Source organism: Amycolatopsis echigonensis (genome assembly GCF_002846615.1).
GTDB classification, from domain to species: Bacteria; Actinomycetota; Actinomycetes; order Mycobacteriales; family Pseudonocardiaceae; genus Amycolatopsis; species Amycolatopsis echigonensis.
This window is the reverse complement of sequence record NZ_PJMY01000003.1, coordinates 3600829-3626751: the sequence shown is the minus strand read 5'-3', so window position 1 is coordinate 3626751 and position 25923 is coordinate 3600829. Positions and strand designations below refer to the sequence as shown.

Genomic DNA, 25923 nt, shown 5'->3' with positions numbered 1-25923 from the left:
GGCTGTCCCGACCGTACAAAGCCGCACCGGTCGCGCGATATCGAGAACTTCCCCGGCACAGCTGAAGAATTCCTAACCCGGGCCGGTCGCGGGCAGTGCGAAGCCGAAGCGCGAACCGCCGCCGGCGCGGTGTTCGGCCCAGATCGTCCCGTGCTGGCGGGTGATGATGCGGTGGCTCAGCGCCAGTCCGATGCCGCTGCCGCGCTCCTTCGCGGTGAACGACTCGTCGAACGGGTTGCGCGGGAAGCCGCGGCCGCGATCGTCCACGGTGACCACGCCGGTGTCACCGTCGCGGCGCGTGGTGAGCACGAGGCTGCGCCGCTGCGGCGGGCACTGCGCCATTTCCTCGATCGCGTTGAAGCACAGGTTCAGCACGACCTGGCCGGTCAGCACGCGTTCGCAGTGCACCGGAACCGCGTCCGCGGACCGGTCGAACGTCACCTCGATCGCGGCCGGTTCGGCTCGCAACCGCACGAAATACAGGCATTCCTCGACGATCTCGTTGAGGTCGGCGACCTGCTCCACGTGCTCCAGATGCCCCACGAACGCCCGCACGGACGCCACGATCTGGCTCGCCCGTTCGATCTGCCGGACGGCGCTGTCGATGCCGTACACGACCGGTGCGGCATCGAGCGTCCGCGACCGGACACCGGCCAGGAAGTTGCCTGCCGCGGCGAGCGGCTGGCTCAGCTCGTGCGCGATCGCCATCGCCATGTCGCCCATCGCGGTGTAGCGGGCCAGGTAGTTCTCCCGGTGCAGCTCCCGCTCGCGCCGGACCTCGCCGCGCACGCGTTCGGACACGTCGTGGAGCAGCAGCAGAAACGCGTCTCCACCAGGCTCTCGAAGCCGTTCGACGCTGCCTTCCAGCCACACGCGACCCTGGATTTCCAGTCGCACCTGGGTGGCAGGCGTCGCTCGTTCGCGGACCTCGTCCCAGGTGGCCGGACGGTCTTCGAGGCGCAGACCGGCGTAATCGGTCAGGCGGCCGAGCGGCTCGTCGGGCGTCGCGCCGAACAGCGCGACCGCGGAGTCCGTGGCGAACCGCAGCTCGCCCGAACCGTCGAGCATCAACGCGACCGCCGACGTCTGCCGGGCCAGCGCGTCGACCCAGGACGTGGTCAACCGCAGCTCACGCTCGATTTCCTGCTCGCGTTCGATGTCGCGGAACTGCACCATCACCGCCGGGCCCTGGGCCAGCTCGACCCGGGTCGCCACCGCGTCCGTCGGAATGACCCGGCCGGATTTCGTGCGGTAGTGCCATTCGATCCGGCTGACGCCCTTGTCGACCGCCTCCTGCAGCCACGCCCGCCCGATCACCCGGTCGTACTGCTGCGCGGAGCTGCTCATGTGGTTCGCCTTCAACGGCCGCAGCTCGGTGACGCTCCACTCGAGCATCTCGCAGGCAGCCGGATTGGCCCACAGGATGTTCTTCGTCGCGCCGTCGTGCACGAGCACGCACGTGCGGCTCGCGTTGAGCATCGCGACGAAATCGTGCGTCGTCAGCTCGGGCGCGCGCGGGTCTGCCTCCATCGGCTCAGCGTAAAGCCCCTGGCTGGCGGCTCGCACTGAAGAAATCCCCTACGCCCGCTCAGGCACTACCAATTCCCGCGCGGCGGCGGGGTTCGTACCGTCGGAGCGACCGCACCGGCATTCTGAGGAGCAGCGATGAGCGAAGTCACCATGGAGGAGGTGCTCGCCGAGCTCGCCCAGCGCAAGGACGAGTTCCAGCAGCAACGCTACGTTCCGCGCGACTTCGTCGACCGGCTCAAGCAGCTCGGCGTCTACCGGGCCAGCACTCCGGCGAAGTTCGGCGGCAACCCGCTTCCGCCCGCCGAATTCCTCCGCCTGATCGAGCGGATTTCCACAGTGGACGGTTCGACCGGCTGGGTCGCCAGCTTCGGCTCGTCGCTGATCTACCTCGCCGCGCTCCCGCTGGACACGCAGGCCGAGCTGTACAAGGACGGTCCGGACGTCGCGTTCGCCGGCGGTCTCTTCCCGGTCCAGCCCGCCCCGGCGACCGAAACCGGCTTCCGCGTGGACGGCCGGTGGAAGTTCGCCAGCGGCTGCATGGGCGCGGACATCCTCGGCGTCGGCATCCCCGGAGACGAATCGACCGGCGGAAAACCGCGCACCGCGCTGCTGCGGCCCGAGCAGGTCGAAATCGTCCAGGACTGGGACGTCGTCGGCATGCGCGGCACCGGTTCGTTCGACCTGGTCGTGCGCGACGTCGAGGTCCCGCGCGAGTGGACGTTCATCCGCGGCGGCGCGCCCACGGTGGACGAACCGCTCTACCGCTACCCCACCATCGCTTACGCCGCACAGGTTCTCGCCATCGTCGGCGCGGGCGTCGCGCGCGCCGCTCTCGACCACGCCCGCGAGGTCGGCGCTGGCTACACCGGTGTCACCGGTGCGCCGAAGCTCGCCGACCGCGGCTATTACCGCACCGGGTACGCAGACGCCGAAGCCGCGCTGCGGTCCGCTCGCGCCTGGTTCTACGAGGTCAGCCACGAGGTCTGGGACACCGTCGTCTCCGGCGACGAAGCCACCGACGAGCAGAACGCCCAGTTGCGGCTTTCGTCCGCGCACCTGGCGAAGACTGCGTCCGAGGTCGTGTCGAAACTCGTCGAGATTTCCGGCACCGCGCCGATCTACTCGACCCATCCGCTGCGTGGACTTCAGGGCGACGCACTGGTACCCAAGCAGCATGCGTTCCTGGGCCCGGCCATCCACGACGCCGCGGGTGCGGTCCTCATGGGACAGCCGCCGACCAGCCCCGGATTCCGCTGACCAGCCACCACCACGACGAGGAGTCTCCGACTGTGAGCACGCAGCCCCTGCGGGTGCTTTTCTGCATCGGCATCAACCAGAACTTCTTCGACCTGCCCGCCGACGGCATCACCATCGGCGACGTCTGGCAGGCCTTCGTGTCCATGATGGACCAGCTGAAAGCGTTGCCGGGCATCACTTTCATCGGCGATATCGACGATGACGCGCACATGGTCGGCCCGTCCGACGGCTGGCCGTGGACCTGTTACATCCTCGCCGACGCCGACAGCCAGGAAACCGTCAAGGCTGGCTGCAACCTGCTGCGCACCACGGAGGTCGGCAGCAATGGCGTCAAGCTGTGGCGCTTCGCCAAGATCGAAGCCCGGATCGGCCGTCCGCTGACCGTCCGCGAAGACGTCGAACTGCCCGACTGAACCGGAGACCTGATGACTGAGAACGCCAGCGTTCCCGCCGATTTCGCCGAAAGCGACCGCGTCGCCGCCCGGCTTTACACCGACCCGGAAATCTTCGAACGCGAGATGACGCAGATTTTCGAGCGTTCGTGGGTGTGGGTCGCGCACGAAAGCGAATTGGCCCAGCCGGGGAACTTCAAGTCCACTTATGTCGGCCGCCAGCCGGTAATCGTGACGCGGGACCGCAAGGGCACGCTGCACACGATGCTCAACCGCTGCCGCCACCGCGGCGCGAGCCTGTGCGAGAAGCCGAGCGGCAAGGCCAACGGCTTCACCTGCCCGTACCACGCCTGGAGTTACGGCCTCGACGGCAAGCTTCGCGGCATCCCCTACCCGGACGGCTACGAAGGCGTGCTGGAAAAGGGCGAGCTGTCGCTGAAGAAACTCCGCACCGAATCGTACGGCGGCATGATTTTCGCGACCTTCGCTGAGGACGGCGAATCGCTTGAGGACTTCCTCGGTGACGCGAAACTGTGGATCGACCGTTTCATGAAGCAGGGCGGCGGCTACCCGATCAAGGTGCTGGGCAAGCACCAGTTCACATTCCGCGGCAACTGGAAAATCCAGCTGGAGAACACCACCGACGGTTACCACTTCCCGATCGTGCACCGGTCGTGGATGGCTTCGGTGGACGCGGAAACCGCCGACATGATGTCGTTCATGACCGACCCGTCGGCGATCACGCACGCGCTCGGCAACGGCCACAGCGTCATGCAGATGGTGCCGGAGCACTCCGATCTGGACGTCGACGACGGCACCGAACCGCTGCAGGCCCGGTTCGACCACGTCGTGGCGAAGCTTTCGAAGACGCTGGACGAGGCGCAGGTGCGCAAGGTCGTCCGGGCCATGCACGGCACCGGGTTCAACCTCAACCTGTTCCCGAACGTTTCGATGTCCGCGGCGTTTTTCCGGGTGCTGCGGCCGATTTCGGTCAACGAAACCTTGATCGAACACGTTGCGATCGGCCCCGACGGACCGCCGGGGCTGGACGTGGTGAACCGCGAACGAATGCGCATCCACGAACACTTCCAGGGCCCGTTCGGCTTCGGCACGCCCGACGACGCCGAGGGCTGGGACCGCGTGCAGCGCGGTGCGCACGGCGGCCCGGACCTGCCGATTCTGGTCAACCGCGGGCTGGCGCGGGAAAAGGCGAGCCCCGAAGGCTGGCCGACCTCGCACGTCACCGACGAAACCGGCATGCGCGCCGCGTACGCCCAGTGGAAGGAGATGATGGGCGATGACTGAAACCATCCCCACCACCGACACCCGGGTCGCGCGCGCCGTCGACCTCGTCAACCGCGAGGCGGAACTTCTGGACCGCCCCGAGTACCACGCGTGGGAAAAACTGTTCACCGAGGACGGTATTTACGTCATCCCGATCGACCGGGAAACCGACGATTTCGCCGGCTCGCTGAACATGGTCTACGACGACGCGCGGATGCGGCAGATGCGCGTCGCGCGGATGACCGAGGGCTACGCGCTCGCCGCCGTCGATTCCGCTCGCACCGTGCGCACGGTGTCGCGGTTCGTGCCGGAATCCGTTACGGACGAAGAAGTCGTGCTGCGTTCGGCACAGATCCTGGTCGCCTACAAGCGCGGCAACCACGACCTGTGGGCGGCGGATCTGGTGCACCGCATCCGGTTCTCGCCGGAAGGTCCCGAAGGCGACCGGATCGCGTTGAAGGTCGTCCGGCTGGTCAACAGCGACGACGCCGTTCCGGCCGCGGGATTCCTGCTGTGAGCGCGCCAGCGGAGCCGCGCGTCGCCGTGGTCACCGGCGGCGCGAACGGTCTCGGGGAAGCGATCGTCCGACAGTTGCACGCCGAGGGGTACCGCGTCGCGATCGCGGACGTCGACGGCGAAGCGGCCGAAAAACTGGCCGCAAGCCTTCGCAACTGCCACGGGTACACAGTCGACGTGCGGGATCGAGCGGCGCTCGCGCAACTGAAGGACGACGTCCTCCGCGATTTCGGCAGTGTCCAGGTGCTGGTCAACAACGCGGCCCGCACGCAGGCGCGGCCGCTGATGGAGATCACGCCGGAAGACCTCGACGCGGTCCTCGCGGTCAACTTCACTGGCACGTTCACCGCCTGCCAGATCTTCGGCGCGTACTTCGCCGAGCGGGGTTACGGGCGGATCGTGAACATGGCGTCGCTGGCCGGACAGAACGGCGGCACGGCGACCGGCGGGCACTACGCGTCGTCCAAGGGCGCGATCATGTCCGCGACGAAGGTGTTCGCGCGGGAACTCGCGCCGCGCGGGGTCACCGTGAACGCCGTGTCACCCGGGCCGCAGGACAGCCCGATGGTGCGGTCGATCGTCGGCGAGGACAACCTCGAAACCTTCACGAAGAACATCCCCGTCGGACGGCTCGGCGACCCGGCGTTCATCGCACGGATGGTGTCGCTGCTCGCCTCACCCGGCGCGGCCTCGGTCACCGGGGCCTGCTGGGACGCAAACGGCGGACTTTACCTGCGCTGAACCGCTGGAAACGGAGAACCGATGCCGAACACCGTGGTCCGTGTGGCCGAGGTCGTCGAGGAAGCGCCTGGGATCCGGGCGCTTCGCCTCGTGCGCGCCGACGGCCTGCCGTTCGACCCGCATCCCGCCGGCACGCACGTCGATGTCATCGGTCCGACCGGGATCCTGCGTCAGTACTCGCTGTGCGGACGGCCGGACGACACGTCGTCGTTGTTGATCGCGGTGAAGCGGGAACCGGATTCGCGCGGCGGTTCCGAGGCACTGCACACCGTCGCGGAGAACGACAAGCTCGAGATCGGCGAGTTCCGGAACCTGCTTTCCCTGGCCCCGGACGCTGATCGGCACGTGCTGATCGCAGGCGGGATTGGCATCACTCCGTTGCTGAGCCTGGCTTATCAGCTGCACGCGGACGGTGCGGAATTCGAACTGCACTACTTCGCGCGCAGCCGGGAATCAGCCGCTTTCGTTTCCCTGCTTGAAGAACGGGCGGAATTCCGGGATAGAGTGCTGCTGTACTTCGGCGTACCGCGCGGTGAACAGCCCGCTGTACTCGCGGAAGTGGCGGCTGGGCTCAGCTCCGCCGCGCACGTCTACACCTGCGGCCCGGAAGGGTTCATGGAGCAGGTCACCGGCGTGTTCGCGCCGATGGTCGGCGAAACGCGGGTCCACGTCGAACATTTCACCGCGGCCGAGATCGACCCGAGCGGCGACCGGCCGTTCACCGTCGAACTCGACACCGGCGAGGTATTCGAGATCCCGGCCGACCGGTCGATCCTGTCGGTGCTGACCGACAACGGGATCGAGGTGTTCAAATCCTGCGAGGAGGGCATCTGCGGCTCGTGCGTTTCCGGAGTGCTGGAAGGCACGCCGGAGCACCGGGACCAGTGTCTTTCGGCCAGTGACAAGGCTTCCGGCGACCAGATGGCGCTGTGCGTGTCGCGTGCCCGCTCCGAAAAACTGGTGATCGAACTGTACTGAGACGTCGCGGCCGGGATCCTCGCGATCCCGGCCGCGGCGTCTATTAATTGATCGATTTTATTTATCAATCCACCGAAAACCGGACTTTGCCTCCTCCGTCGCGCTTTCCCTAAACTGTGTCCACCGTTTCCCGACCACCGGACACTCCGCGCATTTAGCGCGAGACGACGAAAGGCCTGCCATGGCCAAGCGCAACGAAGCGCACTCTCCCGGCGTGCTGCGGCTCGGATTCGCCGCCGGCGTCGGCACTTCCCTGGAAATGTACGATTTCTCGATCTACGGCACCGCGGCGGCTCTTGTATTCGGGTCGGTGTTCTTCAAAACCGGCAACGCCTGGTTCGGCACCTTCATGAGCCTCGCGACCTTCGCCATCGGTTTCGTGATGGCCCCGCTCGGCGCGGCGCTTTTCGGCTGGCTCGGCGACCGTCGCGGCCGACGCACCGCGCTGTACGCCGCGTTCCTGCTGATGGGTTTCGCGACGCTGGGCATGGGCGTGCTCCCGCCGTACGCGGTGATCGGCATCGCCGCACCGCTGCTACTGGTCGGGTTGCGCCTGCTGCACGGTGCCGCTCGCGGCGGAGAAAGCGCTGGCGCGGCCGTGTTCGCCGTCGAGCACGCGCCGGAAAAACGGCGCGGCCTCTACGGTTCCTTCGTCGCACTCGGCTCGCCGATCGGCGTCGTGCTGGCGAACCTGGCTTTCGCGCTGGTTCTCCTGTTGCCGAACGACGAGGTCATGAATTGGGGCTGGCGGCTTCCGTTCCTGGCCGGCGGCATCGTGCTGGCCATCGGGATCTGGATCCGCCGCGGCGTTTCGGAAAGCCCGGAATTCGAGAAAATGGCCGCCGCGCGGACGCAGGCGAAAAAGCCGCTCGCTGATGTTCTCCGCTCGAATTGGCGACGGCTCCTGCTCATCGCCGGCGCGAACCTCGGCCTCACCGCCAGCACTTTCGCGCTCGTCACGTTCATGCTGTCCTACGCGACCGCCGCCGCCCCGGAAGGCCTCGGCCTCCCGCGCGCCCCGATCGTCACCATTTCGACGATCACCCTGCTGTGCCACGCCGCCGCGAACGTCGGAGCCGCCTGGCTGTCCGACCGGATCGGCCGCAAACCGGTGATGCTGACCGGCTCGGTCCTGTCGATCCTCGCCGCGCTCGTGATGTTCCCGATCGCGTCGGCGGGCACCATCAGCTCGGTGTTTCTCGCGCTGCTGCTGGGTTTCACCGCCACCGGAATCCTTTTTGGACCAATGTACACCTGGTTCGCCGAACTGTTCCCGCGCGAGCAGCGCCAGTCCGGCCTCGGCGTGGGCTACCACGTCGGCGCGGTGCTGGGCGGCGGACTGTCGCCGATGATCGCCAACCGGATCGTCGCGGCGACCGGCGACGCCATCGCGGTCGGCTATTACCTGGCCGCGCTGCTCGTGCTGAGCCTGGTCTGCCTGCTGGTCCTCCCGGAAACCGCCCCCGCGCGCCGCGCCGCGAAACCGGCTCCCGAACTGGTCTCGTGACGCCTCGGCAAGACTAGGCGCCATGTCTGAGATCGACGAAGTCCTGGACGCGGTCGGCCCGAGGCTGCGGACGCTGCGCAACCGGCGCGGCATCACCCTGGCCGACCTGTCGGCGGAGACCGGCATCTCGGAAAGCACTCTGTCCCGGCTGGAAAACGGCCAGCGCCGGGCGAACCTGGAACTGCTGCTGCCGCTCTCCCGCGCCTACGACGTGCCGATCGACGACCTGGTGGGCGCTCCCCGTGCCGGCGACCCGCGCGTCCACCTGCGCCCCATCCATCAGCACGGGATGACCTACGTGCCGCTCACCCGGCGGCCGGGCGGGATGCACGCGTACAAAATGCTGATCCCCGGCCACCCCGCGGAACCGGCACTGAAAACGCACAGCGGTTACGAATGGCTGTACGTCCTCAACGGCCGCCTCCGCCTGATCGTGGGCGCGAAGGACCTGACCGTCCCGCCCGGCGAGGCAGCGGAGTTCGACACGACCGAACCGCATTGGCTCGGCTCAGCCGACGGAGGCGCGGTCGAGCTGCTGATCCTCTTCGGACTACAGGGCGAAAGGGCACACGTAGAGCCACGGATGACCTGATTCTGGACAGGACGTAACACTTTGGATGATTAGTACGACCTTTTGCGGCACAGTCCATCGCGAAAGGCTCACATGTCCGCCCCTGACTATCCTCCGCCGCCCGCACCCCAGGCGGCCCCGCCGGTCCACCCGGTCCCGCCGAAGAACGGCCTCGGCACCGCCGGGTTCGTGCTCGGACTGATCGGCCTGATTTTCTCGTTCATCCCGCTCATCGGGTTCATCGCGTGGCCGCTGGTGATCCTCGGGATCATCTTCTCCGCGCTCGGCTTCGCCCGGACGCGGTCCGGAAAGGCCACGAACAAGGGCCTCTCGATCGCCGGTCTCGTGCTGTCGGTGATCGGCCTGGTGATGTGCATCGTGTGGGTCGTGACGGCCGCCAAGGTGGTCAACGACGTCAACAACGAGGCCAACCGCACCGTGACGGTCCACTACGAGGTCACCGGCACCGCGAAGGACGCCTCGGTCACCTACACCACCTTCGGCGACGGCAACGCGTCCACCAACCAGGAACAGCCCAAGTCCCTCCCGTGGTCGAAAGACATCTCCACGAAGGGCCTGTTCAAGGGCGGCACCCTCTCGGTGACCACCGGCACCGAGGGCGGAGACGTGACCTGCAAGGTCGTCGTGGACGGCAAGGAAACCAAGACGGCGAAGGCGTCCGGCAACTTCGCGACCGCCTCCTGCGACGGTTTCTGACCGCTTGAAACTCCCTCGCGGCGGCCCGAGCACAGACGTGTCCAGGCCGCCGCGAGCGCGCGTCGGCTGGTACCGGAAAACAGGCTCGAAACTGGATCTGGTGGGCACCAGATGGATCTCGGACAGTGAGAGACAGGACTGAGAGAACCCACCCCAGCGAGGCAGTCATGTCGGCACAGATACTCCCGCTGAACCACCGCGAGCGAGCCACCCTCGCCGCCGTCGGCCTCGGCCGCGCCGAGATGACCTGCAGCTGCGAACCGGATCTCTACATCGACGGCGTCGCGTGCTGCGACCAGTTCACCGCCCACCGCCTCGCCCGGCTCGCCTTGGTGGTCCCGCTGCGCGCCGGCCGCCGCGGCGAGCGCGTCCCCGCGCTCCTCACCGACGCCGGTCGAGCCGCCATCGGTGTGCCGGCCGCCGACTTGCCGCGGTCCGCTGCCTGAACCCGCTGTGAGACAAAGCCTCGACAAGCTTTCTTGGCCGGCCCAATTCTTGGCAGGAAACCGCCTCAGACATCGAGAGGCGACAGCGGCTCAGTCGCGCGGTGGTAGCGACCGGCGAGTGCGCGCACGAGTTCGACGAGTTCCGCGGGCTTCGTCACGGTGAAGTCGACGCCGAGCAAGCCGAGGTGAACGGCGAGCGCCTCGATGCTGTCCGCGCCGGTGTCCAGCTGGCAGCGGGTGTCGTCGATAGGCGTGATGGTGCCGATCGCAGCGTTGATCCGCTCGGCGAGCTGTTCAGCCGGTGCGTGCACGATGACCTGCGCCCGGTACCGCCAGGCGGCCGACGACACGCCCCGCCGCACCTGGTCGACGGCTTCCTCGGGGAGTTCGCGGGGGGTGAATCCGGGGCCCGTCGGAGTGCGTGGATGGAGCCGGTCCACCCGGAACGTCCGCCAGTCGGCCCGGTCGATGTCGAACCCGACCAGATACCACCGGCGTCCCCAGTTGACGAGCCGGTACGGCTCCGCCTCGCGCCGGCTCTCGGAGCCGTCGTGGCTCCGGTAGTCGAACCGCAGGCGCTGGTGGTCCCGGCAGGCGGCAGCGAGAACGCTCAGCGTGTCCGCGTCCACCCGCGGGCCTGGCTCGTCCCGGGGCACCGCCACGGCGTACCGCTGGAGTGCGTTGACACGTCGCCGGAGCCGGGCCGGCAGCACCTGCTCCAGTTTCGCCAGTGCGCGCAGCGAGGTCTCCTCGACCCCGGTGATCGTGCCCCCGGCGGCGGTGCGGAGCCCGATCGCCACCGCGACCGCCTCCTCGTCGTCGAGCAGCAGGGGCGGCAAAGCGGCCCCGGCACCGAGTCTGTAGCCGCCTACCGCGCCTCGGCTGCCGTGCACCGGATAGCCGAGGTTCCGCAGGCGTTCCACGTCGTTGCGGACGGTGCGGGTGCTGACCGCCAGCCGCTCGGCCAATTCGGCGCCGGTCCACTCGCGGGGTGTCTGCAGTAGCGAGAGCAAGCGCAGCAGCCGCGCCGAGGTTTCCAACATTCTTCGGAGTCTGCCAGAGAAATAGGAACGGGCCTTGCCTAATTCGCTCCTACGCTGACGCCCATGACGAACGACAGCACGATCGCCCCGTTCCGCATCGACATTCCCCAGGCCGACCTCGACGATCTCCAGCGGCGGCTGGCCCGGACGCGGTGGGCGGAGGAACTGCCCGCGGGCGAGTCGGCACCGGCCGGCCCGGTGCCGCCCGGGTGGGAGTACGGCGTACCGGTGGGCTACGTCAAGCAGCTGGTCGAGCGCTGGCGCACCAGCTACGACTGGCGGGCCTGGGAGGCGAAGCTGAACGCGTACCCGCAGTTCACCACCGAGATCGACGGCCAGAACATCCACTTCCTGCACGTGCGGTCGCCGGAGCCGGACGCGACGCCGCTGATCCTGACCCACGGCTGGCCGACCTCGGTGGTCGAGTGGCTGGACGTGATCGGCCCGCTCACCGACCCGCGGGCCCACGGCGGCGACCCGGCCGGCGCGTTCCACCTCGTCATTCCGTCGGTGCCGGGGTTCGGCTTCTCCGGGCCGACCCGGGAGCGCGGCTGGGACCGGTACCGGGTGGCCAAGGCCTGGGCCGAGCTGATGCGCCGGCTCGGGTACGACCGCTACGGCGCGGCCGGCAACGACGGCGGATCGCTGATCTCGCCCGAGGTGGGCCGGGTCGATCCGGCGCACGTCCGCGGCGTGCACGTGACGCAGGTCTTCTCGTTCCCGTCGGGTGACCCCGCCGAGCTGGCCGGTCTCTCCGAGGAGGAGCGCGGAAAGCTCGCGTTCGCCGAGTGGTTCACCCAGAACCGGGGCGCGTACGACAAGCTCCAGTCCACCGAGCCGCAGAATCTGGCGCACGCCTTGGCCGATTCCCCGGCCGGTCTGCTCGGCTGGCACGCGCAGCTGCTCGGCGCTTCGCTCGACCCGGACTTCGTGCTCACCAACGTGATGATCTACTGGCTGACCAACACGGCCGCCTCAGCCGCCCGGTTCTATTACGAGGACGCGGCTGCGGCCCCCGCACAGCAGAAGTCGAACGGCCGGGGCACGTTCGTGCCCGAGCCGACCACAGTGCCCCTCGGCCTGGCGAACTTCGCCTGGGATTACCAGTCCATCCGGACGTTCGCCGACCGCGACCACGAGAACATCGTCTCCTGGAACGTCTACGACCGGGGCAGCCACTTCGCCGCGCACGACGCTCCCGATCTGCTCGTCGACGACATCCGGCAGTTCTTCGCCAAGGTTCGCTGATCCGCCGCGCCCCGATTTACTTCCCACGAAAGGAAATCGCATGCATCTCGGGAACAGCAGGTCCGCCTCCTCGGCGAGACGCTGGGGCGCCCGCTCACCGTCGAGGACCTCGACCCGGAGCCCGTGCTGGAGCAGATGAGCCAGTGCACGAACCCGAGTTCCTGGCCGCGCTCTTCGCTCTCATGGCTCAGGCGGTCGGCAAACCCGCGCCGGTCAACGACGTCATCGAGCAGATCACCGGGCACCCCGCCCGCACCTACGCCCAGTGGGCCGCGGATCACCGGGCCGACTTCGGCGGCTGATCAACGCAGCGGGCACGGAAAGGGAGGCACGATGGCACAGGTGCTGGGGCGACGGGAATTGGGGCGAGCGCTGCTGGCCCGACAGTGGCTGCTGGAACGTGCCGATGCGACCGTCGAGGAGGCGGTCACCCGGCTGGTCGGCATGCAGGCACAGGCACCGTACGCGCCCTACTTCGGGCTCTGGAGCAGATTGCGGACGTTCGGCACCGCCGACCTTGCCGACGCGCTGACCGAGCGCCGCCTAGTACGGGTCGCGCTGATGCGCAGCACCATCCACTTGGTCACCACAGCGGACTACCGCTCGTTGCGGCCATGGGCGCAGCCCGCGCTCGACCGCGAGCTGAACACCGCGTTCAAAACGCCCCTCACTGGTCTGGACCGTGCGGCCGTGGCGGAGTCCGGCCGGGCGCTGCTCGACGCACGGCACCTGACCCCCAAGGAGCTCGGGGCGGCGCTGCACGAGCGGTGGCCCGATCGCGAGCCCCACGCGCTCGCCACCGTAGTGCGCAATCTCGTGCCGCTAGTGCAGGTGCCGCCACGCGCCGTCTGGGGTGTCGGCGGCACCACCCGGTACGCGACGGCGGCCGGCTGGACCGGAGCCGAGCCCGACCCTGCCGCCGACTCCGAACGCATAGTGCTGCGCTACCTCGCCGCGTTCGGCCCGGCCTCGGTCGCCGACGTGCAGACCTGGGCCGGCCGGACCCGGCTGCGTCCCGTCCTGGAAAGGCTGCGGCCGCACCTGGCGGTCTTCCGCGACGAGCACCGGGCGGAGCTGTTCGACCTGCCGGATGCGCCCCGCCCCGGCGCCGACGCCCCCGCGCCGGTTCGCTTCTTGCCCGAGTACGACAACCTCCTGGCCTCCCACGCCGACCGCGGCCGCGTGATCTCGGCGGAGGCCCGCAAACGAGTCATGACACGCAACGGAAAGCACGCCACCATCCTGGTAGACGGGCAGGTGACGGGTGCCTGGAAACTCGACCGGGCAAAGGCGTCAGCGACTCTGGAGATCGACCTGTTCCGGCCGCTGACCGCCGCCGAGCGCGCCGAGGTCGAAGCCGAAGGCACCCGGCTGCTGAAGTTCGCCGCGCCCGGCGCCAGCCACGACCTCCGCATGGAAACGCTCGCGGACCGCGACGACCCGGTGCGCGGCGATCGGCAGTGAGTTCGGGTCGCGCCCCATGCGAAGCAGGCCTAATGAGCCGCCTCTACGATCCGCGATTGGCTGCGGATGCGTCGTGCGCTTCGGGGAATCCGCTTCCACCGGACAGCTTTCGCTAGCGCACCGCTGATCCCCGGAGCCGGCAAGGGGGTTCGAACCCCTGACCTTCTGTTTACAAGACAGATGCTCTACCAACTGAGCTATACCGGCGCGCACCCGATGACGGGCGCGCCGGAAGTATATCCACCCACCCCGGCAACAGTCCGCCAGCCCGCCTTAACCCCCAGGTCAGCACCGGAAATCGGCAAGATCCACCTCCATGCGGCACGATCGGTGACGGGTGTGGCGGACACCACTGCAACAGCTGGGGCGGCACGGCCGATGGTCCCCGGGAACGAACGAGGAGGTGGGGATCGATCATGAAGATCAACGAGCGTGCCGGCCAGGGGGCGGCGCGCAGACGGTGGCCGATTCTCGAGCCCCCGCACCCGCGGTCGAACCAGCGGCATCGGCCGAATCTGTTGCGCCGTCGCGCTTGGCACATTCTCGAGGCTCCGACGGCGGAACAGCCCGCGGTCGAGTCCGAGGAGGCGATCGGACCCAAGCCGCCCGACGACGCGACCGTCAACTTCGTTCTGGACCTCACCCTGCGGATCGGCGAAGTGCAGATGGCCAGCGGCGCCGGCGCTTCCGACGTCACCGCGACCATTCTCGCGCTCACCTCCGCGCTCGGGCTGCCGCACTGCGAGGTCGACGTCATCTTCACGTCGATCACCGTCACCTGTCACCGCGGCACCGACCTCGCGCCGGTGACCGCGTTGCGAGTGGTCCGTTCGCGCAGCCTCGACTACACCCGGCTGACCGAGACCGAAGCGCTCGTGCGCCAGATCGTCCGCGGCCACACCGGCGCGGAGGAAGCGGTTACCGAACTGGACCGGATCACCTCCGCGCCGCACCCGTACGCGCGCTGGACCGCGACCGCCGCCTGGGGCGGGCTGGCCGGGTTCATCACGTTGCTGCTCGGCGGCGGCATCGACATCGCGCTCGTCGCGATGGTCATCTCCGCGGCGGTCGACCGGATCGGCAGGCTGCTCAACAAGGTCAATCTGCCGTTCTTCTTCCAGCAGGTGGTCGGCGGCCTGTTCGCGACGCTGTCGGCGATGATCATCGTCAGCAGCAACATCCTCACCACCGACCGGCCGACGCTGGTGGTCGCCGCGGCGGTCACCGTGCTGCTGTCGGGACTTTCCACGGTTTCCGCGGTGCAGGACGGAATCACCGGGTATTACGTCACCGCGTCCGGCCGCACGATGGAAACCGCGTTGATGAGTGCCGGGCTGATCGCGGGCGTCGTGCTCGCTCTGCGAATCGCGGTGATGCTCGAACTTCCGCGCACGCCGCTGCCCGACGTCCCTGCGTCGACCGCGCAGCACCTGCCGATCATCGTCGTCGGCGGGGCCGGTGCGGCCGCCTGCTTCGCGCTTGCCTCGTACTCGAAACTGCGCGCGATGCTCGTCGCCGCCGCGGCGGGCGGGATCGGCGCACTCGTGTACGGCGCGCTGATCCTGGCCGCCCTCGACGCGGTGAGCGCCTCCGCGATCGCGGCGACGCTCGTCGGGTTCTGCGGCGGCGTGATGGCCCGGCGGCTGAAAGTTACTCCGCTCGTGGTCGCCGTGTCCGGGATCACTCCGCTGCTGCCCGGCCTCTCCACCTATCGTGGTCTATACCAATTAGCGGTGTCGCCGGGAGGGAACATCTCCACCCTGATGACCGCGGTCGCCATCGGGCTCGCCCTCGCGGCGGGCGTTGTACTGGGCGAATACCTCGCCCAGCCGGTCCGCACCGGGCTCGGCAGGCTCGAGCGCAAGCTCTCCGGGCCCCGCCTCGCCGGGCCGATGGAACCGACCGAACGGCGTTTGGAGTAACTAGTTGGTCACCGGCCGGTCACTCCGCGCGCGCTAGGGTTTCTCCAGGGGCCGCGACCCGCCGATGACGAGGGAGCAGCTGGAGTGACTGACGCGATCGCCGACCGGAACAGCGCACCGTCCGCGGATTTCGTCGTGGTGGCCAACCGGCTGCCCGTCGACCTCGAACGGACCGCGGACGGGGAACAACGCTGGACCGCCAGTCCTGGCGGACTGGTCTCGGCACTCGAACCCTTCCTGAGGTCCCGCAAAGGCGCCTGGGTCGGCTGGCCGGGCGTGCCGGACGTCGAGGTGGACGAGTTCGACGACGACGGGCTCGTCCTGCACCCGGTGTCGCTCAGCTCGGCCGAGGTCCGCGACTACTACGAGGGCTTCTCCAACGCCACGCTCTGGCCGCTCTACCACGACGTCGTCGAACGGCCGGTCTTCGACCGCTCGTGGTGGGACAGCTACGTGAAGGTCAACCGCCGGTTCGCCGAGGCCAGCGCGGGCGTCGCCGCGCACGGGGCGACCGTGTGGATCCAGGACTACCAGCTGCAGCTGGTGCCCCGGATGCTCCGCGAACTGCGCCCCGACCTGCGCATCGGCTTCTTCCTGCACATCCCGTTCCCGCCGGTCGAGCTGTTCATGCAGCTCCCGTGGCGCGCGGAGATCGTGCGCGGCCTGATCGGCGCGGACCTGATCGGCTTCCACCGGCCCGGCGGCGCGCAGAACTTCCTGTGGCTGGCCCGGCAGCTGGTCGGCCTCGAACCCACCCGCGGCGCGGTCGGCGTCCGGTCGCGGCCGGGCATGGTGCAGGTCGGCGACCGCACCGTGCGCGTCGGTGCCTTCCCGATCTCGATCGACGCGGCCGGCCTCGACTCGCTCGCGCGCAGCAAGGGCGTCGTCGAGCGCACCAAGCAGATCCGCCGCGACCTCGGCAACCCGAAGACGGTGCTGCTCGGCGTCGACCGGCTCGACTACACCAAGGGCATCGACCTGCGGCTGCAGGCGCTGCACGAGCTGCTGCACGAAGGCCGCCTCGAACCCGGCGACGTCACGTTCGTGCAGCTGGCCACTCCGAGCCGCGAACGCGTCGAGCACTACCAGCGGATGCGCGGCGAGATCGAGCAGATGGTCGGCCGGATCAACGGCGAATTCGCCCGCGTCGGCCACCCGGTCGTGCACTATTTGCACCAATCCGTGAACCGCACCGAGCTGGCCGCCTTCTTCTCCGCGGCCGACGTGATGGTGGTGACTCCGCTGCGCGACGGGATGAATCTCGTCTGCAAGGAGTACGTCGCGTGCCGCCCCGATCTCGGCGGTGCTCTGGTGCTCAGCGAGTTCGCTGGTGCGGCGGCGGAACTGACCAGCGCTTTCCTCGTCAACCCGCACGATCTGGACGGGGTGAAGAACGCCTTGGAGGCTGCCATTACGCTCGACCCCGCCGAGGGCCGACGCAGGATGCGCGCCATGCGTCGCCAGGTCCTCACCCACGACGTCGACCGGTGGGCGCGTTCGTTCCTCCAGGCGCTGGGTGCCGAACCGGCCGACTGACCCCTCCCCCGTACCGCGCTGGACCTCCTGAGGAGGAGTGTTGACCGCCGAGGCGTTGCCCGCGGAGCTACGGCGCGCGATCGTGCAGATCGCCCGTACCCCGCGCCTGCTGGTCGCCTGCGACTACGACGGCACGTTGGCCCCGATCACCGCCAACCCGGACGAGGCGCGGCCGCTGCCCGAGTCCGTCGGCGCGCTCAGATCACTCGCCGGCCTGCACGAAACGACCACCGCCGTCATTTCCGGCCGGGCCCTGCGCGACCTCGCGACTCTGTCGCGGCTGCCTTCCGAGGTGAACCTGGTCGGCAGCCACGGCTCCGAGTTCGACATCGGATTCATCCACGCGCTCGACGAGGACGCGAAGGCGCTGCACCGGCGGCTCGAACACGAGCTGGAACAGCTGGTGCTCGACGTGCCCGGGGTGTCGCTCGAGGTCAAGCCGGCGAGCATCGCGGTGCACGTGCGCCGCGCCGAGCACAACGCCGGCCGGCGCGTGCTCTCGGCGGTGCACGAGGGTCCGTCGCAGTGGGAGGGCGTCACGACCACCGACGGCAAGGAAGTCGTCGAACTGGCGGTCGTGAAGACCGACAAGGGCAACGCGCTGGACACCCTGCGTCACCAGGTCGGGGCCACCGCGGCGGTGTTCCTCGGCGACGACGTCACCGATGAGAAGGCGTTCGCCCGGCTGGCCGGGCCGGACCTCGGCATCAAGGTCGGCGACGGCGAATCGCTCGCCGAGTACCGCGTGCCCGACACCGTCGACGTCGCCATGGTGCTCGCGTTCCTCCTGGAGGAGCGGCGCAACTGGCTCTACGGCGAATCCGCGCCGCCGATCGAGCGGCTGTCGCTGCTGGCCAACGAGCGCTCGGTCGCACTGGTGACGCCGGACGCGAAGCTGACCTGGCTGTGCCACCCCGGCCCGGACGCCCCCGCGGTGTTCGCCGACCTGCTCGGCGGCCCCGGGGCCGGGCACTTCTCGATCAAACCGCACCGCAATGGGCTCCCGCTCGGCCAGCGGTACCTGCCGAACACGATGACGGTCGAAACGCGCTGGTCGCGGCTGCTCGTCACGGACTATCTCGAACCGGAAAGCCCCGGGCACCGCACCGACCTCGTGCGCGTGATCTCCGGCGAGGCGGTGGCGCAGGTCGTGTTCGCGCCGCGGCCGGAATTCGGCGGCGTGCCGGTGAAACTGGTCGCCGAGGCCGAGGGCCTGCGCGTGCTGGGCACGTCGGAGCCGTTCGTGCTGCGCTCGCCGGGCATCGAATGGTCGATCGACTCCGACGGCCTGCAGGACACCGCGACCGCGCTCGTCCAGCCGACGCCGGAACAGCCGGTCGTGCTCGAATTGCGTTGCGGCACCACGGATCTCTCCGCCCACGAACTGTCCGAAGTGGACCGTCGCGACCGAGCGGGCCGGTACTGGAGCGATTGGGCGGCGAAGCTCAAGCTGCCGACCGTGCAGACCGAACTGGTGCGCCGCTCCGCACTCACCCTGCGCGGGCTGGTCAACACCGACACCGGCGGCGTGCTGGCCGCCGCGACGTCGTCGCTGCCGGAGGAGATCGGCGGGGTCCGCAACTGGGACTACCGCTACTGCTGGATCCGCGACGCCGCGATGACCGTGCGCGAACTGGTGCACCTCGGTTCGCACGAGGAGGCCGAGGGCTACCTGCAGTGGCTGCACGGCGTGCTCGCCACGCTGGCCGGTCCGGAGCGGCTGCACCCGCTGTACACGCTGGCCGGAAGCGTCATCGGCGCGGAGGCGGTCATCGAATCGCTGCCCGGATACGCAGGTTCGCGGCCGGTGCGCGTCGGCAACCTGGCCAACCACCAGGTGCAGCTCGACGTGTTCGGCCCGGTCGTGGAGCTGGTCGCCACGCTGGCGCAGGTCCGCGGCGAACTGCGCGACGAGGACTGGCAGATGGTGCGCGCGATGGCCGAGGCCGTCACGCGGCGCTGGAACGAGCCGGACCACGGCATCTGGGAAGAGCGGCACGTGCCGCGGCACCGGGTGTACTCGCGGGTGATGTGCTGGGTGACCATCGACCGTGCGGTGCGGCTCGGCGACGAGTACGGCCGCGACGTCCCGGGAGCCTGGCCCAAGCTGCGCGACGAGATCAAGGCCGACGTGCTCGAGCACGGCTGGAACGAAGAGGTGCAGGCGTTCACCACCGCCTACGACGGCACCGACCTCGACGCGGCGTCCCTGTTCGTGGGCCTGACCGGCCTCATCGACCCGGCGGACGAGCGGTTCCAGAAGACCGTGACGGCGATCGAGGCCGAGCTGCGCAGCGGTTCCACGGTGTACCGCTACCGGCGCGACGACGGCCTGCCCGGCGGCGAGGGCGGCTTCCACATCTGCGCGGCCTGGCTGATCGAGGCGTACCTGTGCACCGGGCGGCGCAACGAGGCCGAGGAGCTGTTCGCGCAGATCGTCGACGCGGCGGGCCCGACCGGCCTGCTGCCGGAGCAGTTCGACCCGGTCGCGGAGCGTTCGCTCGGCAACCACCCGCAGGCGTACTCGCACATCGGCCTGATCCGCTGCGCGAATCTCCTCGCCGAAAAGGCTTGATCAGGCAAGCCCATTAGCACGCCTCGGTGACAAGTGCCGTGAAGGCCACCTTGCCGGAATCACATTCCGTTAAGGTGGTCTTCACGAGCATTTGCACGTTCGTTCGGGCTGCTGCGCGGAGGTGATGCGGTGAAGCAGTACTACGGGCAACAGGCCGCGGAGTACGCCCCGCTGCCGCCGCTGTTCGCCGCCCGGGTGCGCTTCGCCTCCGTGGTCACCGGCGTTTCGCTGGTGATCGGCACGCTGCTCGTGTTCGGGCTCACCGCGTTTGTGAACCGGCCGCTGCACGGGCACAGCCTGCCCCGCGGCCCGCTCGGTCTCGCCGCGTGGCTGCTGCCGATGCTGTCCGTGCTCGCCATCGCGGTGGTGGTGCTGTCCGCGCGGCGCTGCCTGCAAGGGGACTACCTGGTGATCGCCCGGGCTCGCAGCACGCGCGCGGCGCTGACCGTGTGTTTCACGCTGCTGTCGGTCAGTTGCGTGATCGCGCTGGGAGTGTCCGCGCTGGTGGATCTCTGGGGCAACCACGGCAGGCTCGGCTTCACCGAACTGCTCGCGGCCTTCGCGAATTTCGCCATCGGCTTGATCGGCTACAGCGCCGGACTCTGGTTCGTGCGGCCCTCGGTGAGCACCCTGGAGAAGTTCAGCGACCATCCCATTTGGTGAGGCCGTGAACGCTTGCCCGCGGTGTGGGCAAGAGCGGGTATGCGGGTGATCCAGGACCGCCCCGACCTGTCTTCGCGCGGCTGTCCGACACGCACGCGGCGACCACGCACCGCTACCTGGCGCGCCGCGTACGGCGCATGAGCTCGTCGCCGAGTCCTTCCTCGTGGCGCCGCGGCGACGAGATTCGGTTCCTCCAGAGCTAGCGAAGCGTGCGAAACCGTTGTCCCGCAACAGAAAAGCGCTCTGTCACCTGGTGGTGGATCGCCGAGGCCGCGGCAGTCGCGGCGCTGACCGGCGGCATGGTCGTGGCGCTCGGATCCAGCCTGACCTCGAGCGGGCCCCAGCACGGAGTACGGCACGTTCGAGACCCTCGTCACGATCGACCCGAAGGAGCCCCAGGTGACCGGCGTCCGGGTCGTTGCCAAGAGCCCCGCCGCGGGTTTCGTGCCGGCACCACGGTCGGCCCAGTACACCCACCAGACCGACGCGCGTGCCGGATCATTTCGCGTGATTCGCCGCGTTGAGCGCGCTCGCCACATCGGGCACCTCCAGCACCCGGATCCCGTCCGGGAGCTTGCCGGAATCCGGCGGCACCAGCGCATGCGTGAAGCCCAGCCGGGCCGCCTCGGCCAGCCTGCGCCCGACATTCGGCACCCGCCGGATCTCGCCCGCCAGACCGACCTCGCCCACCGCCACCAACCGCGGCGACAGCGCGACGTCGTGCAGCGATGAGGTCAGCGCGAGCACCAGCGCCAAGTCGATGGCGGGCTCGGTGATCTTCATGCCGCCCACGGTCGCGACGTAGACGTCCTTGTCGCCCAGCTTCATCCGGCCGCGTTTCTCCATCACCGCGAGCACCATGGCGACCCGTGCCGAGTCGAGGCCGCTCACCGCGCGCCTGGGCTGCGGCATGCCGCTGCTCGACACCAGCGCCTGCACCTCGCCCAGCAGCGGCCGTTTCCCCTCGACCGCGACCGTGACCGCGGTGCCCGGCACCGGTTCCGCCGTCCGGCTCAGGAACAGCCCGGACGGGTCCGGCACGCCGACGATGCCTTCCTCGGTGAGCTCGAAACAGCCGACCTCGTCCGCGGCGCCGAACCGGTTCTTGATGCCTCGCACCATCCGCAGCGTCGAATGCTTGTCGCCCTCGAACTGCAGCACCACGTCCACCAGGTGCTCCAGGACGCGCGGACCGGCGACCGAACCGTCCTTCGTGACATGTCCCACGAGCACGACCGGCAGCCCGCGTTCCTTCGCGAGCGCGACGAGCCCGGAGGTGACCGCGCGGACCTGCGTCACGCCGCCCGGCGAGCCCTCGACCTGCGGCGACGCCATGGTCTGGACCGAATCGACGATCAGCACGCCCGGTTTCACCGCGTCGACGTGCCCGAGGATCGCGGACAGATCGCTCTCCGCCGCGAGGTACATCTCACCGTGCACGTTGCCGGTGCGTTCGGCCCGCAGCCGGACCTGTCCCGCGGACTCCTCGCCGGTGACGTACAGCGAACGCCCGACCGTGACCGCCCATTGATAGGCGACTTCGAGCAGCAACGTGGACTTGCCGACCCCGGGTTCACCGGCCAGCAGCGCGACCGCGCCGGGCACGAGCCCGCCGCCGAGCACCCGGTCCAGCTCCGGCACGCCGGTGGCCTTCGCCCGGGCCGCCTCGACGTCGACCTCGGCGATCGGCCGCGCGGGCGCGCTCGGCGCTCCGGCGGCCACCCGCGCGATCGCCGGTTTCGCGGAGCCGCGCTCCTCGAGCGTGCCCCACGCCTGGCATTCCGGGCAGCGACCGACCCACTTCGCCGTTTCGTACCCGCATTCCGCGCACCGGTGGACGGTGCTGGTCTTCTTCACCACTCCGCGAGGCTATCGGCGAGCACCGACAGAAATCGCGGCGGCGATCAGGACCCCGCGCGCGCCGGCGCGGCGACCGGCAGCTCGACCACGATCGGGCCGGCGTTCTGGAAGGTGAAGGTGACCTTGATCGTCCCGCCCGGCCACAGCGGCTGCTTGAGCCCCGGCAGGACGATCTTGCCGGCACCGAGCTGGCCCGCCGCGCCGCCGTTGTCGCCCGGCTGCGGCGAGTTGTTCGACGCCGAGCTGGGAGCGGAGCTCGACGAGCTGCTCGGGGCGGAGCTCGGCGCGCTGGACGGAGCCGGGTTCGTCTCCGAGGCAGGCGTGCTGTTCGCCGAGTCCGACTGCGCCGGAGCGCCCTGCTCGACCGCGTTCGCCGGGCCGATCACGAGCGAGTGCCCGGCGACGATCGCCGAGTCCCCGGAGATCTGCGCGGGGCCGGAGGCGGCGTCCGACGTCACCGAGACGAGCTTGTCGTCCTTCTGGCCCTGGTTGACGATGGTGAGCGCGAGCGGGGCGGGCGTACCGGCCGCGTAGCCGGGGCCCTGCGCCGGGTACTGCACCGCGGCGTTGCGCAGCACGATCGTCTTCACCTGGGCGTAGGTGCCGTTGACGGCGGGCTGCTGAGTGTCGGTCTGGGTGATCTGACCGGCTCCGCAACCGGCGAGCACGAGCGCGGCGCCGAGCGCCGACACGCCTGCGCCGAGCACGCGGCGATTCTGCAGCCTCACGTCAGAGTCCTTCCCTTTCACGGCCTCGTCCTTCCCGAAGACTAGCCGGGCGCTTCTCCGCGCGCGGAACCGGTCCGCGTTCCCGGCCGATCGACTGTCCACAAAGGATCTCACGGTGCCGGCCGGGGCGTTGTCGGCTCACCTGCATGAGCACGGCGAAAACCGGTTTGTCAAGCCCTGCTCAGGCCGCTGACCTGCGACGACGATCCCGGGCCGCTAGGTGGCCGCCGAACAGCCGTGATAGGATGGAGTCAGCGAAAGGGGCAGAGGACACATGGTTTTCAAGGTCGGAGAGACCGTCGTCTACCCGCACCACGGTGCCGCACTCATCGAAGCCATCGAGACCCGCGTGATCAAGGGCGAGGAAAAGAAGTACCTCGTCCTCAAAGTCGCGCAAGGGGATCTTACGGTTCGCGTGCCCGCGGACAACGCCGAGATCGTCGGCGTGCGCGATGTCGTCGGGCAAGAAGGACTGGACAAGGTCTTCGATGTTCTGCGTGCTCCGCACACCGAAGAGCCCACGAACTGGTCTCGTCGGTACAAGGCCAACCTGGAGAAACTCGCCTCCGGCGATGTGAACAAGGTGGCCGAAGTGGTGCGCGACCTCTGGCGGCGAGAAAAGGACCGCGGACTTTCAGCCGGCGAGAAACGCATGCTGGCGAAGGCACGGCAAATTCTGGTCAGCGAGCTCGCGCTCGCGGAGGGCACCGACGAGGGCAAGGCGGAAACGCTCCTCGACGAGGTTCTGGAGACCGCGACGGTCTGACCCCGGGTCCTCCGGTTCGCCCCCGCGGCAACCGGTTCCCTACGATCACGACCTGATGAACCCACAGGTGCACAGCGTCGCGTTCGTGACTGTCGCGCACCGTCCGGCCGATTCCGAGCTCGCGCTCACGGCGGTCGGCGGCGCAGCACTGCTCACGCACACCGTGCGGGGGCTGCTCGGCACACCGGAGATCGATCTGGTGGTCGCCGCAGCCCCCGAGCGGTGTGCGAAGTCGTTTTCGGAGGCATTGCACGGCCTCGCCTGCCGGGTAGTTCCCGGTGCCTCGCTCCGGCAGGTGTTCGCCGCCGTCGAGCCGCTTCTTTCCCCGGACGCCGTCGTGCTGGTGCACGACGCGCTGCGGGCGTTCACTCCACAACGGACGGTCCGGCAGGTGCTGGCAGCGGTCCGGGACGGCGCGCCCGTCGCGGTGCCGGTGCTGCCGATGTCCGACACCGTGAAAACCACCGACGAATCCGGAATCGTCACCGCAACAGTGGATCGCGACGGTCTCCGCAGCGCGCAAACGCCGGTGGGTTTTTCCCTTCCCGCTTTCCGTTCCGCACTCGCCGATTCCGCTGACCCCGGTCTCGCCGATACCGCGGGCGCGGCCACCGTCCCCGGCGATCCGGACGCGATGCGCGTCGCGAGCGCCTTCGAACTCACCCTCGCCGAGGCACTCGTCGCCGGCGGGGACCGAGAGGATCCTCTGTGACCGATCTGCGGGTAGGCAACGGCGTCGATGTCCATCCGATCGCGCCGGGTCGCGAATGCTGGATGGCCGGACTGCGGTGGCCGGGCGTCGACGGCTGCGCGGGCCATTCGGACGGCGACGTCGCGGCACACGCGCTGTGCGACGCCCTGCTGTCCGCCGCCGGCCTCGGCGATCTCGGCGCGGTCTTCGGCACCGGCGATCCGCGCATGGACGGCGCACACGGCACCGACATGCTCGTCGAGGTGCGCACGTTGCTGCGCGCCGAGGGGTGGCAGGTCTCCAACGCGACGGTGCAGGTCATCGGCAACCATCCGCGGATCGGGAAACGGCGCGACGAGGCGCAGCAGGTGCTGAGCGACGCCGTCGGCGGACCCGTGAGCGTTTCCGGGACGACGTCCGACGGACTCGGGCTCACCGGCCGCGGCGAGGGCATCGCGGCGGTCGCGACCGCTCTTCTCATTCGCGGCTGAGCGAAATTCGCGGAATCGGGAGAATCGTCACATCGCTTTTCCCTGACAGCTGAACATCGCGATCTGGATAGACGATCTTCACCTGCCGGGCGAAGATCCGCGCACGCTCTCGCGACTCATTTCAGCTATTCCGTGGCGTTTGCTTCGTGAGCGGAAGGCTGGTCGAATACTGCCGTCGCGTAAGGCCGATCCCGCGGGTCCGGTTCGACGCCGGGGTTCGGGGAGCCGTCTGTCCCGTCGGCTGCGCGAGGCGCCACAAACGGGCGGCGTCGCACCCCGGATGACCGATAGGGTTGTCTCGTGGCCATCAACGCGGTTTTGTTCGACTTCTCCGGCACCCTTTTCCGCCTTGAGCAGCAGGACGGCTGGCTCGACGACGTCCGCGACGACGACGGCGAGGTCCTCGACGTCGAAGCGCAGACCGAGCTGATGCGGCGGATGACCGCGCCGGTCGAGCAGTCCGTCGAACTGGACGAGGAGCACCTGTACGCCTGGCACAACCGCGACCGCGACCCGGAGCTGCACCGGAAGGTGTACCTGGAGGTGCTGCGGCTGTCCGGCGTGCCCCGGCGCGACCAGGCCGAGGCGCTGTACGCGCAGCTCGTCGCGCCCGACCAGTGGACGCCGTACCCGGACACCGAGGCCGCGCTCAAGGCAGTCGCGAGCAGCGGGCGCAAGGCGGGCGTGCTGAGCAACATCGCGTTCGACATCCGGCCCGCGTTCGGCCAGCGCGGCTGGGACGCGCACGTCGCCGAGTTCACCCTGTCCTTCGAGGTCGGGGCGGTGAAGCCGGAGCCGGAGATCTTCCAGAACGCGATCGAGCGGCTCGGGGTGCGCGCCGAGGAGACGCTGATGGTCGGCGACAGCGAGGAGGCCGACGGCGGCGCCCGCGCGCTGGGCTGCCGGTTCGCGCTGGTCGACCCGCTGCCCACCGCGCAGCGGCCGGACGCGCTGCTGGGCGTGCTGCGGGAGCACGGCGTGCTCTGACCCACAGTGG

Annotated in this window: 25 protein-coding genes and 1 tRNA gene; 21 read left to right on the top strand and 5 right to left on the bottom strand. The window is 69.2% G+C overall.

From position 1 onward, the window contains the following. Nucleotides 1–72: 72 nt before the first annotated feature. The gene (locus ATK30_RS22100; RefSeq protein ID WP_101437225.1) at nucleotides 73–1530 is read right to left on the bottom strand and encodes a PAS domain-containing sensor histidine kinase; all 1458 of its coding nucleotides are present in this window, start codon (nucleotides 1528–1530) and stop codon (nucleotides 73–75) included. A 135-nt stretch (nucleotides 1531–1665) separates the two neighbouring features. On the opposite strand from ATK30_RS22100, the gene ATK30_RS22095 reads away from it, so the two are divergent. The 10 genes from ATK30_RS22095 to ATK30_RS22050 all read left to right on the top strand — a co-directional run bounded on the left by ATK30_RS22095 (nucleotide 1666) and on the right by ATK30_RS22050 (nucleotide 9939). Further along, entirely contained in the window at nucleotides 1666–2787 is a 1122-nt protein-coding gene (locus ATK30_RS22095; RefSeq protein ID WP_101437224.1) for an acyl-CoA dehydrogenase family protein, read from the top strand. 32 nt (nucleotides 2788–2819) lie between these two features. After that, nucleotides 2820–3200, top strand: a complete 381-nt coding sequence (locus ATK30_RS22090) for a hypothetical protein (RefSeq protein ID WP_037715910.1) — start codon at nucleotides 2820–2822, stop codon at nucleotides 3198–3200. A 12-nt stretch (nucleotides 3201–3212) separates the two neighbouring features. Then, a complete protein-coding gene (locus ATK30_RS22085; protein WP_101437223.1) occupies nucleotides 3213–4484 on the top strand; it encodes an aromatic ring-hydroxylating oxygenase subunit alpha in 1272 nt (423 codons plus the stop codon). Further along, nucleotides 4477–4980: an aromatic-ring-hydroxylating dioxygenase subunit beta gene (locus ATK30_RS22080; protein ID WP_101437222.1), complete on the top strand. Its 504-nt coding sequence runs from the start codon at nucleotides 4477–4479 to the stop codon at nucleotides 4978–4980. The genes ATK30_RS22085 and ATK30_RS22080 overlap by 8 nt, the downstream gene beginning before the upstream one ends. After that, a complete protein-coding gene (locus ATK30_RS22075; RefSeq protein WP_101437221.1) occupies nucleotides 4977–5720 on the top strand; it encodes an SDR family NAD(P)-dependent oxidoreductase in 744 nt (247 codons plus the stop codon). The genes ATK30_RS22080 and ATK30_RS22075 overlap by 4 nt, the downstream gene beginning before the upstream one ends. 21 nt (nucleotides 5721–5741) lie before the next feature. Continuing rightward, nucleotides 5742–6698, top strand: a complete 957-nt coding sequence (locus ATK30_RS22070) for a PDR/VanB family oxidoreductase (protein WP_101437220.1) — start codon at nucleotides 5742–5744, stop codon at nucleotides 6696–6698. Nucleotides 6699–6879: 181 nt separating this feature from the next. Further along, a complete protein-coding gene (locus ATK30_RS22065) occupies nucleotides 6880–8205 on the top strand; it encodes an MFS transporter (protein WP_101437219.1) in 1326 nt (441 codons plus the stop codon). A gap of 22 nt (nucleotides 8206–8227) precedes the next feature. Continuing rightward, nucleotides 8228–8797, top strand: a complete 570-nt coding sequence (locus tag ATK30_RS22060) for a helix-turn-helix domain-containing protein (protein ID WP_101437218.1) — start codon at nucleotides 8228–8230, stop codon at nucleotides 8795–8797. A 72-nt stretch (nucleotides 8798–8869) separates the two neighbouring features. Further along, nucleotides 8870–9493, top strand: coding sequence for a DUF4190 domain-containing protein (locus ATK30_RS22055; RefSeq protein ID WP_101437217.1), 624 nt, complete (start codon nucleotides 8870–8872; stop codon nucleotides 9491–9493). A 167-nt stretch (nucleotides 9494–9660) separates the two neighbouring features. Then, nucleotides 9661–9939 (top strand): hypothetical protein, encoded by a 279-nt coding sequence (locus ATK30_RS22050; protein ID WP_101437216.1) that lies wholly within the window; start codon nucleotides 9661–9663, stop codon nucleotides 9937–9939. A 65-nt stretch (nucleotides 9940–10004) separates the two neighbouring features. Here the strand turns inward: ATK30_RS22050 and ATK30_RS22045 are convergent, their stop codons facing one another. Next, a complete protein-coding gene (locus ATK30_RS22045) occupies nucleotides 10005–10982 on the bottom strand; it encodes a helix-turn-helix transcriptional regulator (protein WP_101437215.1) in 978 nt (325 codons plus the stop codon). Between the two features lie 63 nt (nucleotides 10983–11045). Here ATK30_RS22045 and ATK30_RS22040 point away from each other — a divergent pair, with 63 nt between their 5' ends. The 3 genes from ATK30_RS22040 to ATK30_RS22030 all read left to right on the top strand — a co-directional run bounded on the left by ATK30_RS22040 (nucleotide 11046) and on the right by ATK30_RS22030 (nucleotide 13694). After that, complete coding sequence (locus ATK30_RS22040; protein WP_101437214.1) at nucleotides 11046–12230, top strand: epoxide hydrolase family protein; 1185 nt, start codon at nucleotides 11046–11048, stop codon at nucleotides 12228–12230. Between the two features lie 143 nt (nucleotides 12231–12373). Then, nucleotides 12374–12532, top strand: coding sequence for a hypothetical protein (locus ATK30_RS45645; protein WP_208637392.1), 159 nt, complete (start codon nucleotides 12374–12376; stop codon nucleotides 12530–12532). A 31-nt stretch (nucleotides 12533–12563) separates the two neighbouring features. Then, nucleotides 12564–13694, top strand: a complete 1131-nt coding sequence (locus tag ATK30_RS22030; protein WP_101437213.1) for a winged helix DNA-binding domain-containing protein — start codon at nucleotides 12564–12566, stop codon at nucleotides 13692–13694. Between the two features lie 134 nt (nucleotides 13695–13828). Here ATK30_RS22030 and ATK30_RS22025 read toward each other — a convergent pair. Beyond that, a tRNA-Thr gene (locus ATK30_RS22025) sits at nucleotides 13829–13901 on the bottom strand. Nucleotides 13902–14110: 209 nt separating this feature from the next. Between ATK30_RS22025 and ATK30_RS22020 the strand changes: the two genes are divergently transcribed. The 4 genes from ATK30_RS22020 to ATK30_RS22005 all read left to right on the top strand — a co-directional run bounded on the left by ATK30_RS22020 (nucleotide 14111) and on the right by ATK30_RS22005 (nucleotide 20390). After that, on the top strand, nucleotides 14111–15616 hold the full coding sequence (locus ATK30_RS22020; protein ID WP_101437212.1) for a threonine/serine exporter family protein: 1506 nt from the start codon (nucleotides 14111–14113) through the stop codon (nucleotides 15614–15616). Nucleotides 15617–15700: 84 nt separating this feature from the next. Next, complete coding sequence (locus ATK30_RS22015) at nucleotides 15701–17152, top strand: alpha,alpha-trehalose-phosphate synthase (UDP-forming) (RefSeq protein WP_167441975.1); 1452 nt, start codon at nucleotides 15701–15703, stop codon at nucleotides 17150–17152. A 40-nt stretch (nucleotides 17153–17192) separates the two neighbouring features. Further along, nucleotides 17193–19727, top strand: coding sequence for a trehalose-phosphatase (gene otsB / locus ATK30_RS22010; RefSeq protein ID WP_167441974.1), 2535 nt, complete (start codon nucleotides 17193–17195; stop codon nucleotides 19725–19727). A 129-nt stretch (nucleotides 19728–19856) separates the two neighbouring features. Continuing rightward, entirely contained in the window at nucleotides 19857–20390 is a 534-nt protein-coding gene (locus ATK30_RS22005; protein ID WP_101437210.1) for a hypothetical protein, read from the top strand. 498 nt (nucleotides 20391–20888) lie between these two features. On the opposite strand, the gene radA is transcribed toward ATK30_RS22005, so the two are convergent. Then, on the bottom strand, nucleotides 20889–22250 hold the full coding sequence (gene radA / locus ATK30_RS21995) for a DNA repair protein RadA (RefSeq protein ID WP_101437209.1): 1362 nt from the start codon (nucleotides 22248–22250) through the stop codon (nucleotides 20889–20891). Between the two features lie 44 nt (nucleotides 22251–22294). Beyond that, a complete protein-coding gene (locus tag ATK30_RS21990; RefSeq protein WP_101437208.1) occupies nucleotides 22295–22978 on the bottom strand; it encodes a copper chaperone PCu(A)C in 684 nt (227 codons plus the stop codon). A 274-nt stretch (nucleotides 22979–23252) separates the two neighbouring features. Here ATK30_RS21990 and ATK30_RS21985 point away from each other — a divergent pair, with 274 nt between their 5' ends. From ATK30_RS21985 to ATK30_RS21970, 4 genes are all read left to right on the top strand, one after another. After that, on the top strand, nucleotides 23253–23744 hold the full coding sequence (locus ATK30_RS21985; protein WP_009084200.1) for a CarD family transcriptional regulator: 492 nt from the start codon (nucleotides 23253–23255) through the stop codon (nucleotides 23742–23744). A gap of 67 nt (nucleotides 23745–23811) precedes the next feature. Continuing rightward, nucleotides 23812–24456, top strand: a complete 645-nt coding sequence (locus tag ATK30_RS21980) for an IspD/TarI family cytidylyltransferase (RefSeq protein WP_167442204.1) — start codon at nucleotides 23812–23814, stop codon at nucleotides 24454–24456. Between the two features lie 5 nt (nucleotides 24457–24461). Continuing rightward, nucleotides 24462–24926 (top strand): 2-C-methyl-D-erythritol 2,4-cyclodiphosphate synthase, encoded by a 465-nt coding sequence (gene ispF / locus ATK30_RS21975; protein ID WP_101440989.1) that lies wholly within the window; start codon nucleotides 24462–24464, stop codon nucleotides 24924–24926. Between the two features lie 300 nt (nucleotides 24927–25226). Next, the gene (locus ATK30_RS21970) at nucleotides 25227–25913 is read left to right on the top strand and encodes an HAD family hydrolase (RefSeq protein ID WP_101437206.1); all 687 of its coding nucleotides are present in this window, start codon (nucleotides 25227–25229) and stop codon (nucleotides 25911–25913) included. The last annotated feature ends 10 nt before the right edge of the window (nucleotides 25914–25923 follow it).

Excerpts from the sequence above, each read along its gene's own strand:
- ATK30_RS22055 (WP_101437217.1), top strand. The coding sequence starts at position 8,870 with ATGTCCGCCCCTGACTATCCTCCGCCGCCCGCACCCCAGGCGGCCCCG.
- ATK30_RS22080 (WP_101437222.1), top strand. The coding sequence starts at position 4,477 with ATGACTGAAACCATCCCCACCACCGACACCCGGGTCGCGCGCGCCGTC.
- ATK30_RS22045 (WP_101437215.1), bottom strand. The coding sequence starts at position 10,982 with ATGTTGGAAACCTCGGCGCGGCTGCTGCGCTTGCTCTCGCTACTGCAG.
- ATK30_RS22100 (WP_101437225.1), bottom strand. The coding sequence starts at position 1,530 with ATGGAGGCAGACCCGCGCGCGCCCGAGCTGACGACGCACGATTTCGTC.
- ATK30_RS22095 (WP_101437224.1), top strand. The coding sequence starts at position 1,666 with ATGAGCGAAGTCACCATGGAGGAGGTGCTCGCCGAGCTCGCCCAGCGC.
- ATK30_RS21985 (WP_009084200.1), top strand. The coding sequence starts at position 23,253 with ATGGTTTTCAAGGTCGGAGAGACCGTCGTCTACCCGCACCACGGTGCC.
- ATK30_RS22030 (WP_101437213.1), top strand. The coding sequence starts at position 12,564 with ATGGCACAGGTGCTGGGGCGACGGGAATTGGGGCGAGCGCTGCTGGCC.
- ATK30_RS22050 (WP_101437216.1), top strand. The coding sequence starts at position 9,661 with ATGTCGGCACAGATACTCCCGCTGAACCACCGCGAGCGAGCCACCCTC.
- ATK30_RS22065 (WP_101437219.1), top strand. The coding sequence starts at position 6,880 with ATGGCCAAGCGCAACGAAGCGCACTCTCCCGGCGTGCTGCGGCTCGGA.
- ATK30_RS22070 (WP_101437220.1), top strand. The coding sequence starts at position 5,742 with ATGCCGAACACCGTGGTCCGTGTGGCCGAGGTCGTCGAGGAAGCGCCT.
- ATK30_RS22085 (WP_101437223.1), top strand. The coding sequence starts at position 3,213 with ATGACTGAGAACGCCAGCGTTCCCGCCGATTTCGCCGAAAGCGACCGC.
- ATK30_RS22060 (WP_101437218.1), top strand. The coding sequence starts at position 8,228 with ATGTCTGAGATCGACGAAGTCCTGGACGCGGTCGGCCCGAGGCTGCGG.
- ATK30_RS22040 (WP_101437214.1), top strand. The coding sequence starts at position 11,046 with ATGACGAACGACAGCACGATCGCCCCGTTCCGCATCGACATTCCCCAG.
- ATK30_RS22020 (WP_101437212.1), top strand. The coding sequence starts at position 14,111 with ATGAAGATCAACGAGCGTGCCGGCCAGGGGGCGGCGCGCAGACGGTGG.